The sequence below is a fragment of the Streptomyces sp. SCL15-4 genome, assembly GCF_033366695.1.
In the GTDB taxonomy this organism is placed as follows: Bacteria; Actinomycetota; Actinomycetes; order Streptomycetales; family Streptomycetaceae; genus Streptomyces.
On record NZ_JAOBTQ010000001.1, the window covers coordinates 2,847,693 to 2,865,809 of the forward strand.

The window sequence follows — 18,117 nt, forward strand, 5'->3', positions numbered from 1 at the left end:
GGATGATCATTCCTCACGAAGTGCTGCCGGACGGGACCCGGTTGCGGCTCGTTTCCACCGACGACGCGGAGGCACTGCATTTCGCGTATGCCGCGAACCGGGACCATCTGGCTCCCTGGGAACCCCGCCGTCCTGACAGCTTCTTCACTGTCGAAGGTCAGGCCGAACGCATCGGTGAGCAATTGAGGCAGTTCACGGAACGGCGCGCCGTGCCCTGGGTGTTCGAAAGCGACGGCGCCATTATCGGCACGATCACTCTCTCGGGAATGGCGTTCGGGCCCTTTTGCAGCGCCTATCTGGGGTATTGGGTGGCCGCCGACCGGCAGAACCGGGGACTGGCCGGTGCGGGAGTGGCGAGCGTCTGCCGCGCGGCCCGCGACATCATCGGTCTGCACCGCATCGAGGCCACCACGCTCCTCGACAACGCTCCGTCACAACGCGTGCTGGAGAAGAACGGTTTCGAGCCGATCGGCATGGCCCCGCGGTATCTGCACATCAATGGGGAATGGCGAGATCACCGTCTTTTCCAGAGGATTCTGCACGACGGTCCGCCGACGGGCTGACCTCCGCCGAGGCGGTCGCCGAAGGTCCCGGCACGGCCCGCCGGGCCACGGCGTGCGCGCCCAGCCCGGCGACCAGGAAGAGCAGCCCCAGGGCCGTCCAGCCGGCCGGGCCCGCGGCCACCACCGCGCCGGCGATCAGGGACGGCCCGACCATCCCTTCCGCGGTCGGACCGAGGCTGTACGCGGCGGCGTAGTTGCCGCGCTCGGCCTCGGGCGACAGCGCGAACTGCAGTCCCCAGCCGCCCGAGGCGTGCCAGATCTCGCCCAGTGTGTGCAGCACGACGGACGCCACCATGAGCGCCGCGGCGGGGGCGGACGGTGTCCAGGACGCCACGATCAGCGTTCCGCACATCAGGGCGAACGACAGCCCGGCCCGGCGCATATGGCGGCCGGCGCCCGGCACCGTCTCGGCCCCTCGGCTCAGCGGGACCTGGAGCGAGATCGCGATCACGGTGTTGACCGCGATCAGCAGCGGAGCCACCGCCTCGGGCGCCTCGGTGGCCCGGGTCACCCACAGCGGCATGCCGATCACCAGCACCGAGAGGTTCAGCTGGAGCACACCGTTGCAGCAGGTCAGTGCGAGGAACCTGATGTTCTTCAAGGGCGCGAGGGGCGAGTGCCGCTCGCCCCTCCGCCGCCCGCCGCCCACGTTGCGCACGGTCGTCATCAGCACGGCGGCGACGAAGAACGACAGTCCGTCGCCCAGCAGCAGCATCCGGTAGCCCGTGTCCGTTCCGCTGCCCACGGCCACCGCCGCCAGCAGGGCACCCACCAGGAAGCCGGTGTTCTTCAGCACCTGCACCCGGGCCATGACGCCGACGCGCTCGGCGTCGCCGAACGCGGACCCGACGTACGCCTGGAGGGCCGGCATTCCGGCGTGCTCCGCCAGTCCCAGCAGCGTCAGCACGGCGAGGAACTGCCAGAAGGAGTGGACGAAGGCCAGCGCACAGCACCACACCCCGCGCCACAGGTGCAGCACGATCAGGGCGTGCCGCGGGCCGATCCGGTCGACCAGGAGACCGTTGGGAAGGGTCGCGGCCAGCGCGACGATGCCCAGCACGGAGAGGCCGATGCCGATCTGCCCGGCGGACAGCCCGGCCACACGCGCGTAGAAGAGCGTCGCACCGGCCAGGAACAGGCCGCCGCCGGTCGCGTCGATCGCGACGGTGGTCAGCAGCCTCCGCTCGGCCGGCCCGGTGGTGCGGATTCCGAGCCGGCGCGCCATGGTCGTCAGCATCCCTGGTGGTTCCCTTCGTGGCCTTCGAGCCGGACCCGCCGCGGGGCGGGCCCGGCCTCACAGGCAGGTTTCGTGCGCCTCGGAGACGCAGGTGGGGCAGAACAGCACGCCCGCGGCGAGGGGTTCCTGACAGGCCGGACAGCGGTGGCCCCGCGTGATCTCGTCGCCGAGCCAGTCACGCGCCAGCACCGCGCGCAGGGCGGCGTCGGCGTCGCGCACCTTGGGATGCAGCCGGGGCTCCCGGCCGAGCCGCAGGAGGGCGGAGAGCACCGTGGGCGCGATGCCCAGGTCGCTCCACGCCGCCCGGCAGGCCGCCCAGGACCGCTCGGTCCAGTGGATGTCCTCGGCGGCACGGGCGAGTCCGGTCCGCCGGGCGGGGGCGAGCAGGCCCGTCTCGACGGCCGCCGTGAGCACGGCCCGTACGTGCACCGTGGACACGGTCAGTTCGCGGTGGCCGTCGTCGGGGTCCAGGGCGACGGCGACGTCGGCGTCGGACGTCAGGGTGCCCAGCCGGTACAGGGTGAAGATGTCGCCGATGCCGATCGCGCCGAGCGGCCACAGGTCCGCCGCCCGCAGGGCTCCCATGCTGGAGCAGCCCACCAGGGTCCAGCCGGCGTCCATCAGCTGACGGCACTCGGTCGGCGTCACGGCCATCGTCCCGCCGAACAGGCCGTCGACGAGGACCACGGTGCCGGGCTTCTCGTCGAGCAGCGGCAGCAGGTCTCCGCGGCGGACGGGGGGCCGCAGGTCGACCGCTGCCAGCAGGGCCGGATCCAGCGAACGCACCGATGCCGCGCCGAAGACGACGGGCCTAGGCCTGGACGGGCTGATGGGCCACACGATGGCTCCTGAGAGGTTCTACGACGGAGTCGACCATGCCCGGCACCATCACGTGGGCGACGGGCAGGCCGAGTTCCGGGACGGTCAGGTCGGTGTGCACGACCCGGTCGTAGCCGCCGGCCTCCAGCGCGGCGGCCACGTGCCGCAGCGTGGCGCGCGTCGAGCGCGGCGGCGGGTCGGGCAGCGTGCGGAAGTCCGTGACGCCCTCCGCCCTGGCGCGCAGGGAACGGTGCAGGAACGCCGTCCGCTGGGCGGCGGGGTCCGCGCGGTAGACGTCGGCGACGCGGTCGAGGTCCTCCCGGCTGCCCTGGATCGCGGTGGCGCGGGCCTGGGCGGCCTCGGTCAGGGCGCGGCGCAGGGCGACGCCCGCGTTGGGGTGCGTGCCGAATCCGGAGACCGCCAGGTGCGCCTGGTGGGCGCCCGGGTCGGAGAGGAACACCGCGAAGGTGGGCAGCACGGTGGTGTGGGTGAGGTCGATGACGACGGTGTCGATCTCGGCCTTGGCGTACTTGACCAGCAGCTCCGACTCGGCGGGCCCGGTGATCGTGTCGAGCGGGACCAGGCGGCCCGGTCCGCCGTGGAGGTAGCGGGAGGTGGCGTCCCGTTCCACGACTTCGTAGAGGGCGTGCAGCACCGCCTCGCTCAGGGTGGCGCCGGAGGCCAGGCCCGTGGTGCTCGGACGGACCGGCCGCAGGCAGCCGGGCGGTGCGGTGTACGGGAAGATCACCTCGGCGGCGGGCAGCAGCACCGGGCTGCCGTCCCTGCTGTCCCGGCCCCGGATCCACTCCAGCGGCCGGTCGTCGGGCAACTCGGCGAGGCCCAGGTCGGATGCGCCCAGATGGGCCTGGCCCTCGGCCCGCAGCCGGGCCGGTGCGGCCGTCAGGGCGGGGCGGGCGAGGGAGCCGCAGTGCCGTTCCAGCGCCTCGAACAGCGCCGAGGCCAGTGCCTCCGCGGGCGCGTTGCCCTTGCCCTGGCAGAGGGTGATCTGGCCGGTGCGGGCGCTGGGCCGGGTGACGCTGAAGACGGGGATGCCGACGACGTCGAGCGGCGTGAGGTCCGCGACCCGGCTGATGCCGAGCCGGTGGCGCAGCGGCCAGACGCGGGCGATGGCCTCGGCGGCCGGCACCGACCGGTGCGAGGTGCCGCACGGCAGCATGGCCGGGTCGTCGGTCGTGGCCTCCAGCCACGCCAGGGCGTGCGCGGGCGGGCTGTTGTCCAGGTCAGTCATCTGCGGTCTCCCGGGTGACCACCAGCAGGCAGCGGGCGCGGAGCGCGGTCAGGAACGCCAGCGCCGTCTCGGTGCCGGTCTGCGTGCCGTCGAGGCAGTGCGGCAGGTAGGCGCCGAGGGGACGGCCGGGGTCGGCCTGGGACAAGGCGGTGAACGCCCACCCCGGCAGTTCGAGGCCGGCCGGTTCGGCCCCGCCGGTGATCCGCAGCCGGCTGCCCTCGGCGTCCTGCTCCCATCGCAGCCGTACACCGGGAGCGAGGACGATCCGGGAGCGCAGCGAGAGCGGCGCCTCGTGCTCGGGGGTACGGCGGACCAGCCGGTCGCCGAGCACCATGGCGCTCAGCCGGGTGCCCAGCAGCATGTCGAGGGCCTGGCCGGGGGTCTCGATCATGGGCTCGCCGCGGCGGTTCAGCGAGGTGTTCACCAGGACGGGGAAACCGGTGCGTTCGCCGACGAGGTGCAGCAGCTCGTGGACGCGCGGGTTGGCCGCCCGCGAGACCGTCTGCACGCGGGCCGTGCCGTCGACGTGGGTGACGGCCGCGAGCTGCTCGCGGTACTTCTCGCGGACCGGGACCACGCGCAGCATGTGCGGTGACGGCTCGTCGAGGTCGAAGTACTCGGCGGCGACCTCCTCGGGCACGATGGGCGCCAGCGGGCGGAAGTCCTCCCGGAACTTGATGTGGGCGTTGATGAAGTCCCAGGTGTCGCGGCTCCTGGCGTCGGCGAGGACCGACCGGTGCCCCAGCGCGCGCGGTCCGAACTCCGAGCCGCCCTGGAACCAGCCGATGACCTCGCCCGCGGCGATCCGGTCCGCGACGGCCTCCGGTGACAGCGGTTCGACGACCACCCGGTCACCGACCAGCCGGATGGCCGCGTCATGGTCGTCCTGGGTGTACGGATGGCCCAAGTAGTCGTTGAACTCGCCTCGTTCGCGACGGGTGGAGCCGGTGAGCCGGAAGTGCGCGGCGGCCGCGGCGCCCAGCGAGACCCCGGCGTCGCTCGCCGCCGGGAACACGAAGAGGTGGTCGGCTCCGCTCTCGCGGGCGATGCGGTCGTTGGCCACGGAGTTGAGCGCGATGCCTCCCGCGTAGGCGAGGTTGCCGCAGCCGGGCACCAGCGACATGGCGTACCGCATACGGGCCACCAGTGCCTCTTCGAGGTCGGCCTGGATCCGGGCCGCGAGGTCGGCGTGGTCCAGCGGGCGGCCGGAGCCGGGGTCGCGGTAGGCGTCCTTCCAGTCGCTGCGGAAGCGCGGCAGGCCGTCCGGCCCCGTCTCCAGGAAGCTCGGTCCCGCGTTGCCGGGCTTGCCCCAGGGCGCGAGGCCCATCAGCTTGCCGCTGCCCTCCTGCCAGTCGCCGAAGACGTACTGGCTCACGGCCGCGTAGGTCTCGCCGATCGAGGAGGAGCCGACGCGGACGTTGAAGGAGTCGGCGTACTCGCGGAACAGCAGCCGGTAGCCGTCGCGGTCGAAGTGGTAGACGGAGAAGACGTGGACGCGGGGCAGCCGGTCCTCGGTCGTCCGGGCCAGGTACTCCCGCAGCCCGGGGCCGTCGACCAGGAGGTCGTCCGCGCCGAGCACGGAGCCCCCGGAGCCGTCGCAGACGACGACCACCGCCTCCTCGAACGGCGAGCCCCAGAACGCGGAGAAGGCGTGGGCGAGGTGGTGCGAGACGTAGACGGCGCGTTCGTCGAACGGGTCGAAGAGGTCGAACGTCCGCGCGGCGGACGGTACCGACAGTCCCACGTAACCCGGCAGCAGCGGCTGCGCGTTGAAGGCGAACACGTCCACGTCGTCGGCGCGCAGGCCGGCCGAGGTGAGGCAGTAGTCGGCCGCCGCCCGGGAGGAGAGGTGGCCGGCTCCATCGTGTTTGCGGCGGGTGACCCGCTCCTGCTGCACGGCGACCTGCGGGGTGCCGTCGCGCAGGAGGCAGGCGGAGGCGTCGTGGCTGGCCGACAGGCCGAGGATGACGGGACGGTCCGTGCCGGTCCGCTCGGCGCGCCGGGCCGCCGGTGCGTTCCCGGCGGGCTCGCCGGCACGCTCCTCGATCTCCTCGACGGTGTCGGCACCGCCGACGGACACGAAGGCGGTGACCGGTTCGGGGCATTCGACGGTGATCACCATCTCGCCGTCGGCGCCGGGCGGGACGTCGAGCACCAGCCATCCGGGGCCGGTGGCCCGCCGGCTGGTGCCGGCGCCCGCAACGGACACCGACAGTCCGGCGGCACGCGGCAGCCACAGCGGCGCGCCGTCGCCGCTGACGGCCTCCTCCGCTCCCTCGGTGACCACCGCGACGCGCACGGCGGCGTGCCCGGTCCGGGCGCGCAGCCGCAGCCGCGTGGCCGCGCGCGGCAGGCGGAAGCAGGACGGTCCGGGTCCGTCGGCGCTCAGCTGCCGCGTCAGCGGCGCGTCCGCCAGCACTCCGCCCGGCCCGGCCGAGGCCAGCAGCGCGGCGCGCAGCGACGCCGAGGGCACACGGCGCCCGTCACGGCCCAGCAGGCCGGACAGCCCGGCGGCGAGACCGGCGACGACGCCGACGGCGGCCGAGGTGCCGCGCATCGGGTCGGGTCCGGCCGAGGAGCGGGTGGCGTACAGGGTGTCCGGGACCAGCAGCTGCGGCTTGCGGCCCGTGCCGTCGGTGCCGCAGTACGCCGCCGGTTCGCCGTTGTCGGAAGCGACACCGACGGCCAGCACCGAGGGGCAGGAGGCCGGGAACCTGAGCCGTCCCGGTCCGTCGTGTCCGGCGGCCGCGATGAACAGCGGCATGGCCGGGTCCCGGGCCACCTCCTCGAAGGCCCGCCGGACCCCGAGCCGTTCGGCGTCGGGTTCCGGCGACGACCACGGCATGGCCACGATGTCCCAGCCGCCGTCCGCCGTGACCATGGCGCGCAGGTCGGCGGCGAGGGTGCGGGACTTCAGGTGCGCGGCCGAGGCGTAGCCGAGTTCCGCCCGGCCGGCCAGCTGCCGGCACAGCTCGGCGACCCGTTCCGTGTGCGGGTCGGCGGCGGCGTCGCCGGGCGCGGGGGTGCCGTCGGAGACGACCAGGACCCGTACGCCCGTCCCGAGGCCGGCGGTGCGGTCCGGTTGCGGGGTCAGCGCGTTCCAGGGCGGCGTCGCGGGGCGGCTTGCGTCCGTCATGCGGTACCTGCCCGGACCAGATCGGACGGGCGGGTGATGGTCGGCGTCCAGTCGATCTCGGCCAGCAGGTTCTCGATGCGCTCGAAGTCGCTGTCGAGTTCCTCGGCGCCGAGGCCCACCCCGATCTCGTAGGTGACGGCGCGCAGCCGGGGCGCGTTCGCGACCGCCTCCTGGAGCAGGTCGATGACGGCGGGCGTCACGGCGTGGCTGTGGGTGTCCAGGTACCGGTTGTCGAAGGTCGGGTCGATGTAACCGCCCGCCACGTGGATCTCCACCACCCGGTCCAGCGGCAGCGACCGCAGGACGTCCGCGTAGGGCCGCCGCACGGCGACGGCGTACGAGAAGACGTGGGCGACGTCCAGCAGCAGGTCGCAGTCGGCGCCGTCGGTGACGCGGTGGAAGAACTCGCCGAGGCTCAGCCGGCCGGCCGCGAGGGTGCAGGACGGGATCTCCGGTACGAACGGGTAGCGGCTCACCTCGCGCATGCGGCGTATGCCGTCGACGACGTGGTCGGCGACCTCGCGCTCGAAGAGCGGAGGGGTGAAGTACGGCAGCGGGTACGGGCCGATCGACCACAGGCCGATGTCCTCGCACGTCCAGGCGGCGCCCAGGACGTCGCTCACCGCTTCGAGGCGGGTGAACAGCTCCAGGTTGGGGCCGCCGGGGGCGGCCGGGGCCACGCCCGGGAGGTGGTGCACCACGGGCAGGTTCCCGGCGCACTCGTCCATGAAGATCTGCGCGTCGGCGGCGCTGGGCAGGGAGACGCAGGACAGATGGCTGAGCCGGCCGGCGTACTTGGCGCACAGGTCCGGCATCTTCTGCGGGTAGTTGTCCCGGTACTGCCAGTCGAGTCCGAAGCCGAGCCTACCGACGGAGTCCGTCTTCTCGTTCGTCATGCGCACCTGCTTCAGAGCGGAAGGGCCGCGGCGGAAACCTTGCGGCCGGGAAAGGCGGCGACCACGATCTGGTACTCACCGGGTTCGCCGAGGGCGTCGGGTTCCAGGGAGCGCGGCAGCCGCCCGCGGTCGTCCACCAGGCGCCACGCCGAGGGGAACGACTCGGCCTGGAGGGCGCCCGGGACCTCCGGAGGGGCCAGGCCGCCGTCGTCCCAGGGAGAGAAGGCGGCCTTCGTCAGGTCCATGCCTTCTCCCGGGATGCCGGTGGTGCAGGCGCAGACGTCCTCGGGCGGCGCGATCAGCTCGGGAGCGGAGAAGCGGCTCACGAGGCCGAACAGATGGAAGACGTCGGCAAGCAGCCGGGACCGCTCCGCCACCTCTTCGTGGGCGAACAGACAGAAGTTCTCGAAAAGGGTGCGGCCGGCACTCTGCCAGAAGGCGTCGGAATCCGCGTAGGCATCGACGAGCGGAGTGATGGTCTCCTTGCCGAGGCACTCCCACAGAGGTGGACAGGTGCGTTGCAAATGGCGGTTCAAATTACGCAGACGGGCCGCTCGCTCCACCGTGAGGGCATGGAAATCCACGGTCATGAGAACGGACAGCGTCGTTTCGCACACTTTCCCGGAAGGGTCCTTCAGTGCGTCGGCGACCAAGTCCGCGGAGCTTTTGGAGTACAGCAGGCGGAGCAGCAACTCTGTGCGGGCTTCTCTGTCGTCGCGCAACAGGAGTTTCTGCGTCACGCCAGGGGAAAGGGTGCGCAAGAACCTACCGCCGTTCGGTCGAGGGTGTCCTACGGAACAGCCGGCCGGATCCCTGTCGAGACCCGGCCGGACCAGGTGTTACTCCTGCCACTCCTTGTTGGAGTTGACCGACGCCAGGGCGATGTCGTCGTTGCCGCGGAACTCGGCGCGCAGCGGGCTGACGAATTCGTTGGCGTGGGTCGTGGCGAGGTGCCGGATGACAGCCGAGCGCAGGGCCTTGTCGCTGTCGATGGCGGACAGAACCGCAGCGGTGTTGTCGGACATGAGCCTCTCCCTTTCGCAGAAATGACCGACGGCATTTCCGCCGGTCGACCAGCTCTGGGACGGCTAACTGCAAGTGACCGGGAATCGGCACTCCGTCAGCACAGCATTAGGCGACCACAGGAAGAAGTGGATCTTCAAGATCGGTGCACGTAGAAAGTATGTGACGTATCTCACTCCGCGGGACCACTCGGCGACCGAATGACCACTGTGCCCGTTTTGCCATTCCTGTAGCGCATGGGGAAGCTCAATGCTTCTGCGCTTCGATTGCTTTGGTCCATACATTTGAAGCGGGCCTTTGCCGGCCGAAGGCGCGCTTCCTCAGGTGCCGGCCGGTCATGCCAGGCTGTCCCGCCAGGCCCGGTGGAGGTCGGCGAAGCGGCCGGTGGCGGTGACGAGGTCGGCCGGACGGCCGTCCTCGACGACGCGGCCGTGTTCCATCACCAGGACCCGGTCCGCGATCTCCACCGTGGACAGCCGGTGGGCGATCACCACGGCGGTGCGGCCCCGCAGCACCGTCGACATCGCCCGCTGCACCGCCCGCTCCCCCGGCACGTCCAGCGAGCTGGTCGCCTCGTCCAGGATCAGCACCGCCGGGTCGGCGAGCAGCGCCCGGGCGAAGGCGACCAGCTGCCGCTGGCCGGCGGAGATACGGCCGCCCCGCTTGCGGACATCGGTGTCGTAGCCGTCGGGCAGCGCGCTGATGAACTCGTGCGCGCCGATCGCCTTCGCCGCGCGCTCGATCTCCTCGCGCGTGGCGTCGGGCCGGCCGACGGCGATGTTGTCGGCGACCGTGCCGGAGAACAAGAACGCCTCCTGCGTCACCATGACCACCCCGCGCCGCAGTTCCGCCGTCGGCAGCTCGCGCAGGTCGACACCGTCCAGCAGCACGCGGCCGGCGGAGGGGTCGTAGAACCGGGCGAGCAGCTTGGCCAGCGTCGACTTGCCCGCGCCGGTGGAGCCGACGACCGCGACCGTCTGGCCGGCGGACAGGGTGAGATCGAAGCGGGGCAGCACCTCGGCGCCGGTGCGGTAGGCGAACCGGACCCCGTCGAAGACCACCTCGCGGCCGGGTATGCCGCCGTGGAGCGGCGGGAGGCGGCGCGGGACGGCCGGCTCGGGCACGGTCGGCCTCTGGGCCAGCAGCCCGGCGATCTTCTCCAGGGAGGCGGCGGCCGACTGGTAGGAGTTCAGGAACATGCCGAGCCGGTCGATCGGGTCGTACAGCCGGCGCAGATACAGCACGGCCGCCGCCAGCACGCCCAGCTCCAGCGAGCCGGACGCCACCCGGTGGGCGCCCCACAGCACGATCGCCGCGACCGCCACGTTGGCCACCAGCCGGGAGCCGACCACATAGCGGGCCATCTCCAGCAGCGCGTCCCCGTTCCTGCGCTCGTGGCGGGCGTTCAGTTCCGCGAACTCGGCGTCGTTGGCGGCCTCCCGGCGGAAGGCGCGCACCGGGCGGATGCCGTTCATCGTCTCCACGAACTTCACGATCACCGCCGCGATCGCCGTGGACCGCGCGCCGAACACCCGTCCCGCGCGCCGCCGGTACAGCCGGACGAGCAGATACAGCGGCACGAAGGACGCCACCGCGACCCCGCCGAGGCCGGGGTCCAGCCAGAGCAGCACGGCCGAGATGTAGACGAAGGACAGCAGGACGGTGACCAGCTCGTGGAGGCCCTCGTCGAGGAGTTCGCGCAGCGACTCCACGTCCGTGGTGGACCGGGAGATCAGCCGGCCCGAGGTGTACCGCTCGTGGAAGTCGACGCTCAGCGCCTGCGCGTGCCGGAAGATCCGGCCCCTGAGGTCCAGCAGCACGTCCTGGCTGACCCGCGCGGAGGTCGCCACGAACGCGAACTGCAAAGCGCCGGAGGCGAGGGCGCACAGCAGATAGCCCGCGGCGACCGCGATCAGCGGGCCGTTCCGGTCGTGCCTGAAGGCCGGTACGGCGGTGTCGATGGCGTACGCCACCAGCAGCGGGCCCGTCTGCACCGCCGCCTGCTGGAGCAGCAGCAGGAGCGTGGTGAGCGCGACCCGGGACCGCATCGGCGCGAGCAGCGAGCGCAGCAGGGCGGTCGTGGCACCGGGCGGGGCGGGCAGGATGTCCCGGTCGAAGGAGTCGCCTCCGTCGCTCCCGTCGCCCTTGTGATCCTTGCGGCTCTTGCGGTCCTTGCGGTCCTTGCGGCTCTTGCGGCTCTTGCCGTCTCGGCCGTCGGTGCCGTTCGGGGGCTGCGGGCGGGCGGGGTCGTCGTCGGTGACGCCGGGGCCGGAGGGGCTCGTGGTGGTCAACGGGAGTCCTCCTCTTGCCCGGACATCAGACGGGCGTACTCGGCGTTGTCGCGCAGGAGTTCCTGGTGGGTGCCGACGGCCGTGATCCGGCCGCCCGAGAGCAGCGCGACCCGGTCGGCGAGCAGCACCGTGGACGGGCGGTGGGCGACGATCAGCGCGGTGGTGTCGACGAGGACCTGGCGCAGCGCGGCCTCCACGGCGGCCTCGGTGTGCACGTCCAGGGCGGACAGCGGGTCGTCCAGCACGAGGAACTCGGGCCGGGCGACCACCGCGCGGGCCAGCGCGAGGCGCTGGCGCTGGCCGCCGGACAGGCTGAGGCCCTGCTCGCCGACACGGGTGTCCGTGCCTTGCGGCAGCGCGTGCGCGAAGTCGGCGCGGGCGATGGCGAGGGCCCGGTCGAGTTCGGTCTTCCCGGCCGCGTCCGGGGCACCCATCAGCACGTTCTCGCCGACGCTCGCCGAGAAGAGGGTGGGTTCCTCGAAGGCCACGGCGACCCGGGAGCGCAGTTCCTCGCGGGACATGGCGGTGATGTCCACGCCGTTCAGCGTGATCCGGCCCGCCGTGACCTCGTACAGCCGGGGGACGAGCGCCGTGAGCGTGGTCTTCCCGCTCCCGGTGGCCCCGACGAGGGCCATGGACTCGCCGGGACGTATGTGCAGGTCGATACGGTCCAGAAGGGGCGGTGACCCGGGCGGCGCGTCGGGATACCGGAACCGGACCCCCTCGAAACGCAGCCCGGCCGCGCGCCCGGAACGCCTCTTGCCCCGGACGGCGTACGACCCGGGACGACCCTCCCCACCATCGGCCCCGGCCCGGACACCGTCCTTCTCCCCGGACCTCACTACGGCCCCACCCCCGACACCGGCTCCCGCCACGGCCACGCCCCTGCCCCCGTCCTCCGCATCGCCTACGGCCCTCTCCCCGCCCGGCTCCCGCTCCTCCTCCGGCACCTCGGCCATCACCTCGAAGTACCGATCCGTCGCCGTCGCCGCCTCCTGGCTCATCGCCAGCAGGAAGCCGATGGAGTCGACGGGCCAGCGCAGCGCGAGCGCCGTGCTGAGGAAGGCGACCAGCGTGCCCGCGGAAAGTTCGCCGTCGGCGACGCGGACGGCGCCGAGGACCAGTGCCGCCCCGATGGCCACCTCGGGCAGCGTCACGATGACCCCCCAGATGGTGGCCAGCAGCCGCGCCTTGCGCAGTTCCGTGCCCCGCAGCCGGCCGGCGAGTTCGCGGAACGCGCGCGCCTGGCTGCGGTGGCGGCCGAAGCCCTTGACGACGCGGATGCCGAGCACGCTCTCCTCGACCACCGTCGTCAGGTCCCCGACCTGGTCCTGGGCGCGCCGGGCCACCTGCGCGTACCGCCGTTCGAAGACCGCGCAGGTCCACATCACGGGGACGGCGGGACCGAGGATGACCAGACCCAGCATCCAGTCCTGCATCAGCATGACGACCAGGCCGACCAGGATCGTCACGCCGTTGACCAGCAGGAAGGTCAGCGGAAAGGCGAGGAACATGCGCAGCAGCATCAGGTCGGTCGTGGCACGCGAGAGCAGCTGGCCGGACGCCCACCGGTCGTGGAAGGCCACGGGCAGGCGTTGCAGCCGCCGGTACAGCGCCGCCCGCATCTCCGCCTCGACGTGCGACAGCGGCCGGGCCACGAGCCAGCGCCGGATGCCGAACAGGACCGCTTCGGCGAAGCCGAGCAGCAGCAGGTACAGCGCGCCGAGCCGGATGCCCGCCGGGTCGCGGTCGGCGACCGGCCCGTCCACCAGCCACTTCAGGACGAGCGGGATCACCAGGCCGGTACAGGAGGCGACCACCGCGACGGCCGCGGCGGCGAACAGCCGGGCGCGGACCGGGCGGACGTAGGGCCACAGCCGCAACAGGGTGCGGACGGCGGAGCGTTCGGCGGGGGCGGGTGTCGTGGGCATCAACCGCGAGCGTACGGACCGCCCTCGGCGACGCCCACCGACTTTTGGCCGGACCGCACCGCGCCGCCGGCCCCGCGGACCGGGCTCGCACGGCAGGTACACCCCGCGCCAACAGTTCGCATACCGAACATGAACTCCCGGTCAACGGACCATTTCCGGCCAAGTTTCCGACGCGCTCCTGACAGGCGGTGAGATCTCCTGCCACTCTTCCCAGGCCGACTCACAGCGACCCCACAGCTCACCGCACGCCCGCGTGGGCCGGCGAGCACCCGCACCTGGTTCCGCGTACCGCCCTGTTCTGCCCGGACGCCCGAACCCATCGTCCGGTCTCCCCGGCCGCGCGACCCGCGGTCCCGCAGAAGGAGTCAGTGTTGAGAAGCAATTCCTCTCGCGGACGCACCTCCCACAGAGCCCAGCACCCCACGGCGCACCGCCGCACCGCCACCGTCGCCCTCGCCGGTGTCGCCGCCCTGATCGCCGCCGCCGTCCAGGCCGGCGCCGCCACCGCCGCGCCGGCGACCCCGGCGGCCGGCAGGGCGAACCCGGCGCACACGGCGCTGAAGCTGACCCCCTCGCAGCGCGCCGAGCTGATCCGTCACGCCGACGCCGGCCGGTCCGCCACCGCGCGGCAACTCGGCCTCGGCGAGCAGGAGAAGCTGGTCGTCAAGGACGTCGTGAAGGACGCCGACGGCACCCTGCACACCCGGTACGAGCGGACGTACGCGGGCCTGCCGGTGCTCGGCGGCGACCTGGTCGTGACCACCACCTCCGCCGGCAAGACCATGGAGGTGGTACGGGCCACCAACGCCACGCTGAAGGTCGCCGGTCTCACCCCGGCGGTGACGAGGACGGCCGCCGAGCAGCAGGCGGTACGGCGGGCGAAGGCGCTCGGCGGGAGCCGGCCGGCCGCGGACAGCGTCCGCAAGGTGATCTGGGCGGCGACCGGCAAGCCCGTGCTGGCCTACGAGACGGTCGTCGGCGGGCTCCAGGAGGACGGCACCCCGAGCCGGCTGCACGTCGTCACCGACGCGGCCACCGGCAAGAAGCTGTTCGAGTACCAGGGCGTCAAGAACGGTGTCGGCAACACCCAGTACAGCGGCCAGGTCACGCTGACCACGACGCAGTCGGGCTCGGCGTACACGCTCACCGACGGAGCGCGCGGGGGCCACAAGACCTACAACCTCAACCGCGGCACCTCGGGCACCGGCACGCTGTTCTCGCAGTCCTCCGACACCTGGGGCAACGGGACCTCCTCCAACGCGGCCACCGCGGGCGCGGACGCCCACTACGGCGCGGCGCTCACCTGGGACTTCTACAAGAGCGCCTTCGGCCGCAACGGCATCAAGAACAACGGCGCCGGCGCCTACTCCCGCGTCCACTACGGCAACGCGTACGTCAACGCGTTCTGGGACGACAGCTGCTTCTGCATGACCTACGGCGACGGCTCCGGCAACGCCAAGCCGCTGACCTCGATCGACGTCGCCGGTCACGAGATGAGCCACGGCGTCACCTCGGCCACCGCGAACCTCAACTACAGCGGGGAGTCCGGCGGCCTGAACGAGGCGACCAGCGACATCATGGCCGCGGGCGTGGAGTTCTACGCGAACAACTCCGCCGACCCCGGTGACTACCTGGTCGGCGAGAAGATCGACATCAACGGCAACGGCACCCCGCTGCGCTACATGGACAAGCCCAGCAAGGACGGTGCGTCCAAGGACAACTGGTACTCGGGCATCGGCGGCGTGGACGTGCACTACTCGTCCGGCCCGGCCAACCACTTCTTCTACCTGCTGAGCGAGGGCAGCGGCGCCAAGGTCGTGGGCGGCGTCAGCTACAACTCGCCCACCGCGGACGGCCTTCCGGTCACCGGCATCGGCCGGGACAAGGCGCTGCAGATCTGGTACCGGGCGCTGACCACCAAGTGGACGTCCACCACCAACTACGCGAGCGCCCGCACCGGCACCCTCGCGGCGGCCGGCGAGCTGTACGGCACCACCAGCGCCGAGTACAAGGCGGTGCAGGACGCCTGGGCGGGCGTCGGGGTCGGTGCCCGCTCCGGCGGCGGGGGCGGCGGCGGCACGTCGTACGAGAGCACCACGCCGGTCTCCATCCCGGACAACGGACCGGCCGTCACCTCGGCCATCACCGTCTCCGGGCGCACCGGGAACGCGCCGAGCGCCCTCCAGGTGGCCGTGGACATCTCGCACACCTGGCGAGGCGACCTGGTGATCGACCTCGTCGGCCCGTCGGGCACCGCCTACCGGCTGAAGAACTACAGCTCCTCCGACTCCGGGGACGGCGTCAACGAGACCTACACGGTCAACGCCTCGGCGGAATCGGCCAACGGAACCTGGACGCTGCGGGTACAGGATCAAGCCACCTACGACACGGGAACGATCAACGGCTGGAAGCTGACCTTCCCGTAAACAGCAGGGCGCTAGACCCGAGTTGACGGCGTTGCCCGGGGGTCGGACTCCCTCGGGCGGCGCCGGTTAATCTTCCCGAAATGTTTGCCGGATGGTCGATTTTCGGCCAACATCACTTCAGGGTCCTGACATGTACGCGCCCTTGATGTCACTCTCTCTCCACCCGCCGCAGCAGCACAGCAACTTCACACCGCCACACACTCCGGCCAGTAACCCCACGCTGTCCGGACTCCCCCACGAAGGAGCTTGCGTGAGCCCCCTCTACGCGCGTCACAAGCGCACCACTCTGGCCATCGCCACCGCTGTCGCCGCCGGAGCTCTGCTCTCCACTGGTCTGACCACCAGTGCCAGCGCGCAGACCCCGACCGGTGCCGCCGCCAAGCCCCTGGCCGCCGCGCCGGCCGCGCTGTCCACCGCGGCCCGCGCCTCCCTGATACAGAAGGCCCAGTCCGGCGCCGCCGAGACCGCGCACCGGATCGGCCTCGGCACCCAGGAGAAGCTGGTCGCCAAGGACGTCGTCAAGGACGCCGACGGCACCCTGCACACCCGCTACGAGCGCACCTACGCGGGCCTGCCGGTGCTCGGTGGCGACCTGATCGTCCACACGTCCGAGTCCGGCAAGACCGAGGGCGTCACCAAGGCGACCTCCGCGTCGCTCAAGCCGGCCTCGCTCAAGCCGCAGATCACCGCCGCCAAGGCCGAGAAGCAGGCGGTCTCCGCCGCCAAGGCGCTCGGCTCCGCCAAGACCGCCGCGGACGGCGCCCGCAAGGTCATCTGGGCCGGCTCCGGCAAGCCCGTCCTCGCCTACGAGACGGTCGTCGGCGGTCTCCAGGACGACGGCACCCCGAACCAGCTGCACGTCATCACCGACGCGGCCACCGGCAAGAAGCTCTACGAGTACCAGGGCATCGAGAACGCGACCGGCAAGACGCTGTACTCGGGCACGGTCACTCTCAACTCCGTGCAGTCGGGCTCGACGTACCAGCTCACCGACAGCGCCCGGGGCAACCACAAGACCTACAACCTGGCCCGCAAGACGTCCGGCACGGGCACCCTGGTGGCCAGCTCGACCAACGTCTTCGGCACCGGCACCGCCTCCACCTCCTCGTCCGACCAGACGGCGGCCGCCGACGCCGCCTACGGCGCGGGCGTGACGTGGGACTTCTACAAGAGCACGTTCGGCCGCAACGGCATCAAGAACAACGGTGTCGGCGCCTACTCCCGCGTGCACTACGGCAACGCGTACGTCAACGCGTTCTGGGACGACAGCTGCTTCTGCATGACCTACGGCGACGGCTCCGGCAACGCCGACCCGCTGACCTCGCTGGACGTGGCCGGCCACGAGATGAGCCACGGCGTCACCTCGAACACCGCGGGCCTCAACTACTCCGGTGAGTCCGGCGGCCTGAACGAGGCCACCAGCGACATCTTCGGCACGGGCGTGGAGTTCTTCGCCAACAACGCGTCCGACCCCGGTGACTACCTCATCGGCGAGAAGATCGACATCAACGGCGACGGCACCCCGCTGCGCTACATGGACAAGCCCAGCAAGGACGGCGGCTCGGCGGACTACTGGTCCTCCACGGTCGGCAACAAGGACGTCCACTACTCGTCCGGTGTCGCGAACCACTTCTTCTACCTGCTGTCCGAGGGCAGCGGCTCGAAGACGATCAACGGCGTGACCTACAACTCGCCGACGTACAACGGCGCCGCGGTCACCGGCATCGGCCGCGCCAAGGCGCTGCAGATCTGGTACAAGGCGCTGACCACGTACATGACGTCGACGACCAACTACAAGGCCGCCCGCACGGCGACCCTGAACGCGGCGTCCGCGCTGTACGGCTCCACCAGCACCGAGTACAAGGCGGTCGCGGCGGCCTGGACCGCCGTCAACGTCAGCTAGTACCCGCCGGCACCGGCACGAGGGGCGGCACCCGGGAGCAGCAGGTCCCGGGTGCCGCCCCTACCCTTGTGACCCATGTCCTCGGTGCCCTTCACCTACGAGCCGGTCGGTGCGACCCGCGACGACCTGTCGTCCTGCCCGCCCGGCTTCCATCCGATGCTCGTGCGCACCCGCCTCGGCGAGGGCCACGCGGTGTTCCGGCGGGCCGCCGAGGCGGTCCTGAGCTGGGAGATGCACCGCGCGCTGGGCGTCGGCATCGACGCCACCGCCGACCGCGCGGCCCCCGGCGTCGACGTCACGGTCACCCTGGCCGGCGTCGTCAAGGCACCCTGCCGCATCATCTGGACCGCAGAGGAACCCCGCCGCGCCGGCTGGGCCTACGGCACCCTCCAAGGCCACCCCGAGTGCGGCGAGGAGGCCTTCGTGGTCGAGCGCACCGGCGACGGCACGGTCTGGCTCACCGTCTCCGCCTTCAGCAGGCCGGCCAAGTGGTACGCGAAGGCGGGCGGCCCCGCGACGAGAGGCCTCCAACACGCCTACGCACGCCGCTGCGGAACGGTGCTGAAGCGACTGTGCGCAGACGTGGCGGAGTCATGACCTGATCAGCGCGGGGCAGCGCGGCGACGGATGGCCCAGACGGCTG

The 18,117-nt window shown here is 72.0% G+C and carries 13 protein-coding genes; 4 read left to right on the forward strand and 9 right to left on the reverse strand.

Annotation, left to right across the window (positions count from 1 at the left end; genetic code table 11):
- The first annotated feature begins 2 nt into the window (after positions 1-2).
- The gene (locus SCK26_RS12080; protein WP_318201303.1) at positions 3-563 is read left to right on the forward strand and encodes a GNAT family protein; all 561 of its coding nucleotides are present in this window, start codon (positions 3-5) and stop codon (positions 561-563) included.
- Here the strand turns inward: SCK26_RS12080 and SCK26_RS12085 are convergent.
- The 9 genes from SCK26_RS12085 to SCK26_RS12125 form a co-directional block, all read right to left on the reverse strand.
- The gene (locus tag SCK26_RS12085; RefSeq protein WP_318201304.1) at positions 496-1,800 is read right to left on the reverse strand and encodes an MFS transporter; all 1,305 of its coding nucleotides are present in this window, start codon (positions 1,798-1,800) and stop codon (positions 496-498) included. The two genes, SCK26_RS12080 and SCK26_RS12085, sit on opposite strands and share 68 nt — an antisense overlap.
- A gap of 57 nt (positions 1,801-1,857) precedes the next feature.
- Positions 1,858-2,640 (reverse strand): TfuA-like protein, encoded by a 783-nt coding sequence (locus SCK26_RS12090; protein ID WP_318201305.1) that lies wholly within the window; start codon positions 2,638-2,640, stop codon positions 1,858-1,860.
- A complete protein-coding gene (locus SCK26_RS12095) occupies positions 2,612-3,868 on the reverse strand; it encodes a YcaO-like family protein (RefSeq protein WP_318201306.1) in 1,257 nt (418 codons plus the stop codon). Before SCK26_RS12095 ends, SCK26_RS12090 begins: the two co-directional genes overlap by 29 nt.
- Positions 3,861-7,004, reverse strand: a complete 3,144-nt coding sequence (locus SCK26_RS12100) for a carbamoyltransferase C-terminal domain-containing protein (protein ID WP_318201307.1) — start codon at positions 7,002-7,004, stop codon at positions 3,861-3,863. The genes SCK26_RS12095 and SCK26_RS12100 overlap by 8 nt, the downstream gene beginning before the upstream one ends.
- On the reverse strand, positions 7,001-7,900 hold the full coding sequence (locus tag SCK26_RS12105; protein WP_318201308.1) for a DUF692 family multinuclear iron-containing protein: 900 nt from the start codon (positions 7,898-7,900) through the stop codon (positions 7,001-7,003). The genes SCK26_RS12100 and SCK26_RS12105 overlap by 4 nt, the downstream gene beginning before the upstream one ends.
- 11 nt (positions 7,901-7,911) lie before the next feature.
- Positions 7,912-8,661 carry a hypothetical protein gene (locus tag SCK26_RS12110; RefSeq protein ID WP_318201309.1) on the reverse strand — a complete coding sequence of 250 codons (750 nt, stop codon included), beginning with the start codon at positions 8,659-8,661 and terminating at the stop codon, positions 7,912-7,914.
- Between the two features lie 78 nt (positions 8,662-8,739).
- Positions 8,740-8,925 carry a hypothetical protein gene (locus SCK26_RS12115; protein ID WP_030791666.1) on the reverse strand — a complete coding sequence of 62 codons (186 nt, stop codon included), beginning with the start codon at positions 8,923-8,925 and terminating at the stop codon, positions 8,740-8,742.
- Positions 8,926-9,258: 333 nt separating this feature from the next.
- A complete protein-coding gene (locus tag SCK26_RS12120) occupies positions 9,259-11,214 on the reverse strand; it encodes an ABC transporter ATP-binding protein (RefSeq protein WP_318201310.1) in 1,956 nt (651 codons plus the stop codon).
- Positions 11,211-13,145, reverse strand: coding sequence for an ABC transporter ATP-binding protein (locus SCK26_RS12125; RefSeq protein ID WP_318201311.1), 1,935 nt, complete (start codon positions 13,143-13,145; stop codon positions 11,211-11,213). The genes SCK26_RS12120 and SCK26_RS12125 overlap by 4 nt, the downstream gene beginning before the upstream one ends.
- A 371-nt stretch (positions 13,146-13,516) precedes the next feature.
- On the opposite strand from SCK26_RS12125, the gene SCK26_RS12130 reads away from it, so the two are divergent.
- The 3 genes from SCK26_RS12130 to SCK26_RS12140 all read left to right on the forward strand — a co-directional run bounded on the left by SCK26_RS12130 (position 13,517) and on the right by SCK26_RS12140 (position 18,071).
- Positions 13,517-15,571: a M4 family metallopeptidase gene (locus tag SCK26_RS12130; RefSeq protein ID WP_318201312.1), complete on the forward strand. Its 2,055-nt coding sequence runs from the start codon at positions 13,517-13,519 to the stop codon at positions 15,569-15,571.
- A 250-nt stretch (positions 15,572-15,821) separates the two neighbouring features.
- Complete coding sequence (locus SCK26_RS12135) at positions 15,822-17,474, forward strand: M4 family metallopeptidase (RefSeq protein WP_318201313.1); 1,653 nt, start codon at positions 15,822-15,824, stop codon at positions 17,472-17,474.
- Positions 17,475-17,549: 75 nt separating this feature from the next.
- Positions 17,550-18,071, forward strand: a complete 522-nt coding sequence (locus SCK26_RS12140) for a DUF1990 domain-containing protein (RefSeq protein ID WP_318201314.1) — start codon at positions 17,550-17,552, stop codon at positions 18,069-18,071.
- The last annotated feature ends 46 nt before the right edge of the window (positions 18,072-18,117 follow it).

What these genes read in the sequence shown, in the direction of transcription:
- SCK26_RS12080 (WP_318201303.1), top strand. Translation starts at nt 3, where the DNA reads ATGATCATTCCTCACGAAGTGCTGCCGGACGGGACCCGGTTGCGGCTC.
- SCK26_RS12085 (WP_318201304.1), bottom strand. Translation starts at nt 1,800, where the DNA reads ATGCTGACGACCATGGCGCGCCGGCTCGGAATCCGCACCACCGGGCCG.
- SCK26_RS12095 (WP_318201306.1), bottom strand. Translation starts at nt 3,868, where the DNA reads ATGACTGACCTGGACAACAGCCCGCCCGCGCACGCCCTGGCGTGGCTG.
- SCK26_RS12100 (WP_318201307.1), bottom strand. Translation starts at nt 7,004, where the DNA reads ATGACGGACGCAAGCCGCCCCGCGACGCCGCCCTGGAACGCGCTGACC.
- SCK26_RS12105 (WP_318201308.1), bottom strand. Translation starts at nt 7,900, where the DNA reads ATGACGAACGAGAAGACGGACTCCGTCGGTAGGCTCGGCTTCGGACTC.
- SCK26_RS12115 (WP_030791666.1), bottom strand. Translation starts at nt 8,925, where the DNA reads ATGTCCGACAACACCGCTGCGGTTCTGTCCGCCATCGACAGCGACAAG.
- SCK26_RS12125 (WP_318201311.1), bottom strand. Translation starts at nt 13,145, where the DNA reads ATGCCCACGACACCCGCCCCCGCCGAACGCTCCGCCGTCCGCACCCTG.
- SCK26_RS12140 (WP_318201314.1), top strand. Translation starts at nt 17,550, where the DNA reads ATGTCCTCGGTGCCCTTCACCTACGAGCCGGTCGGTGCGACCCGCGAC.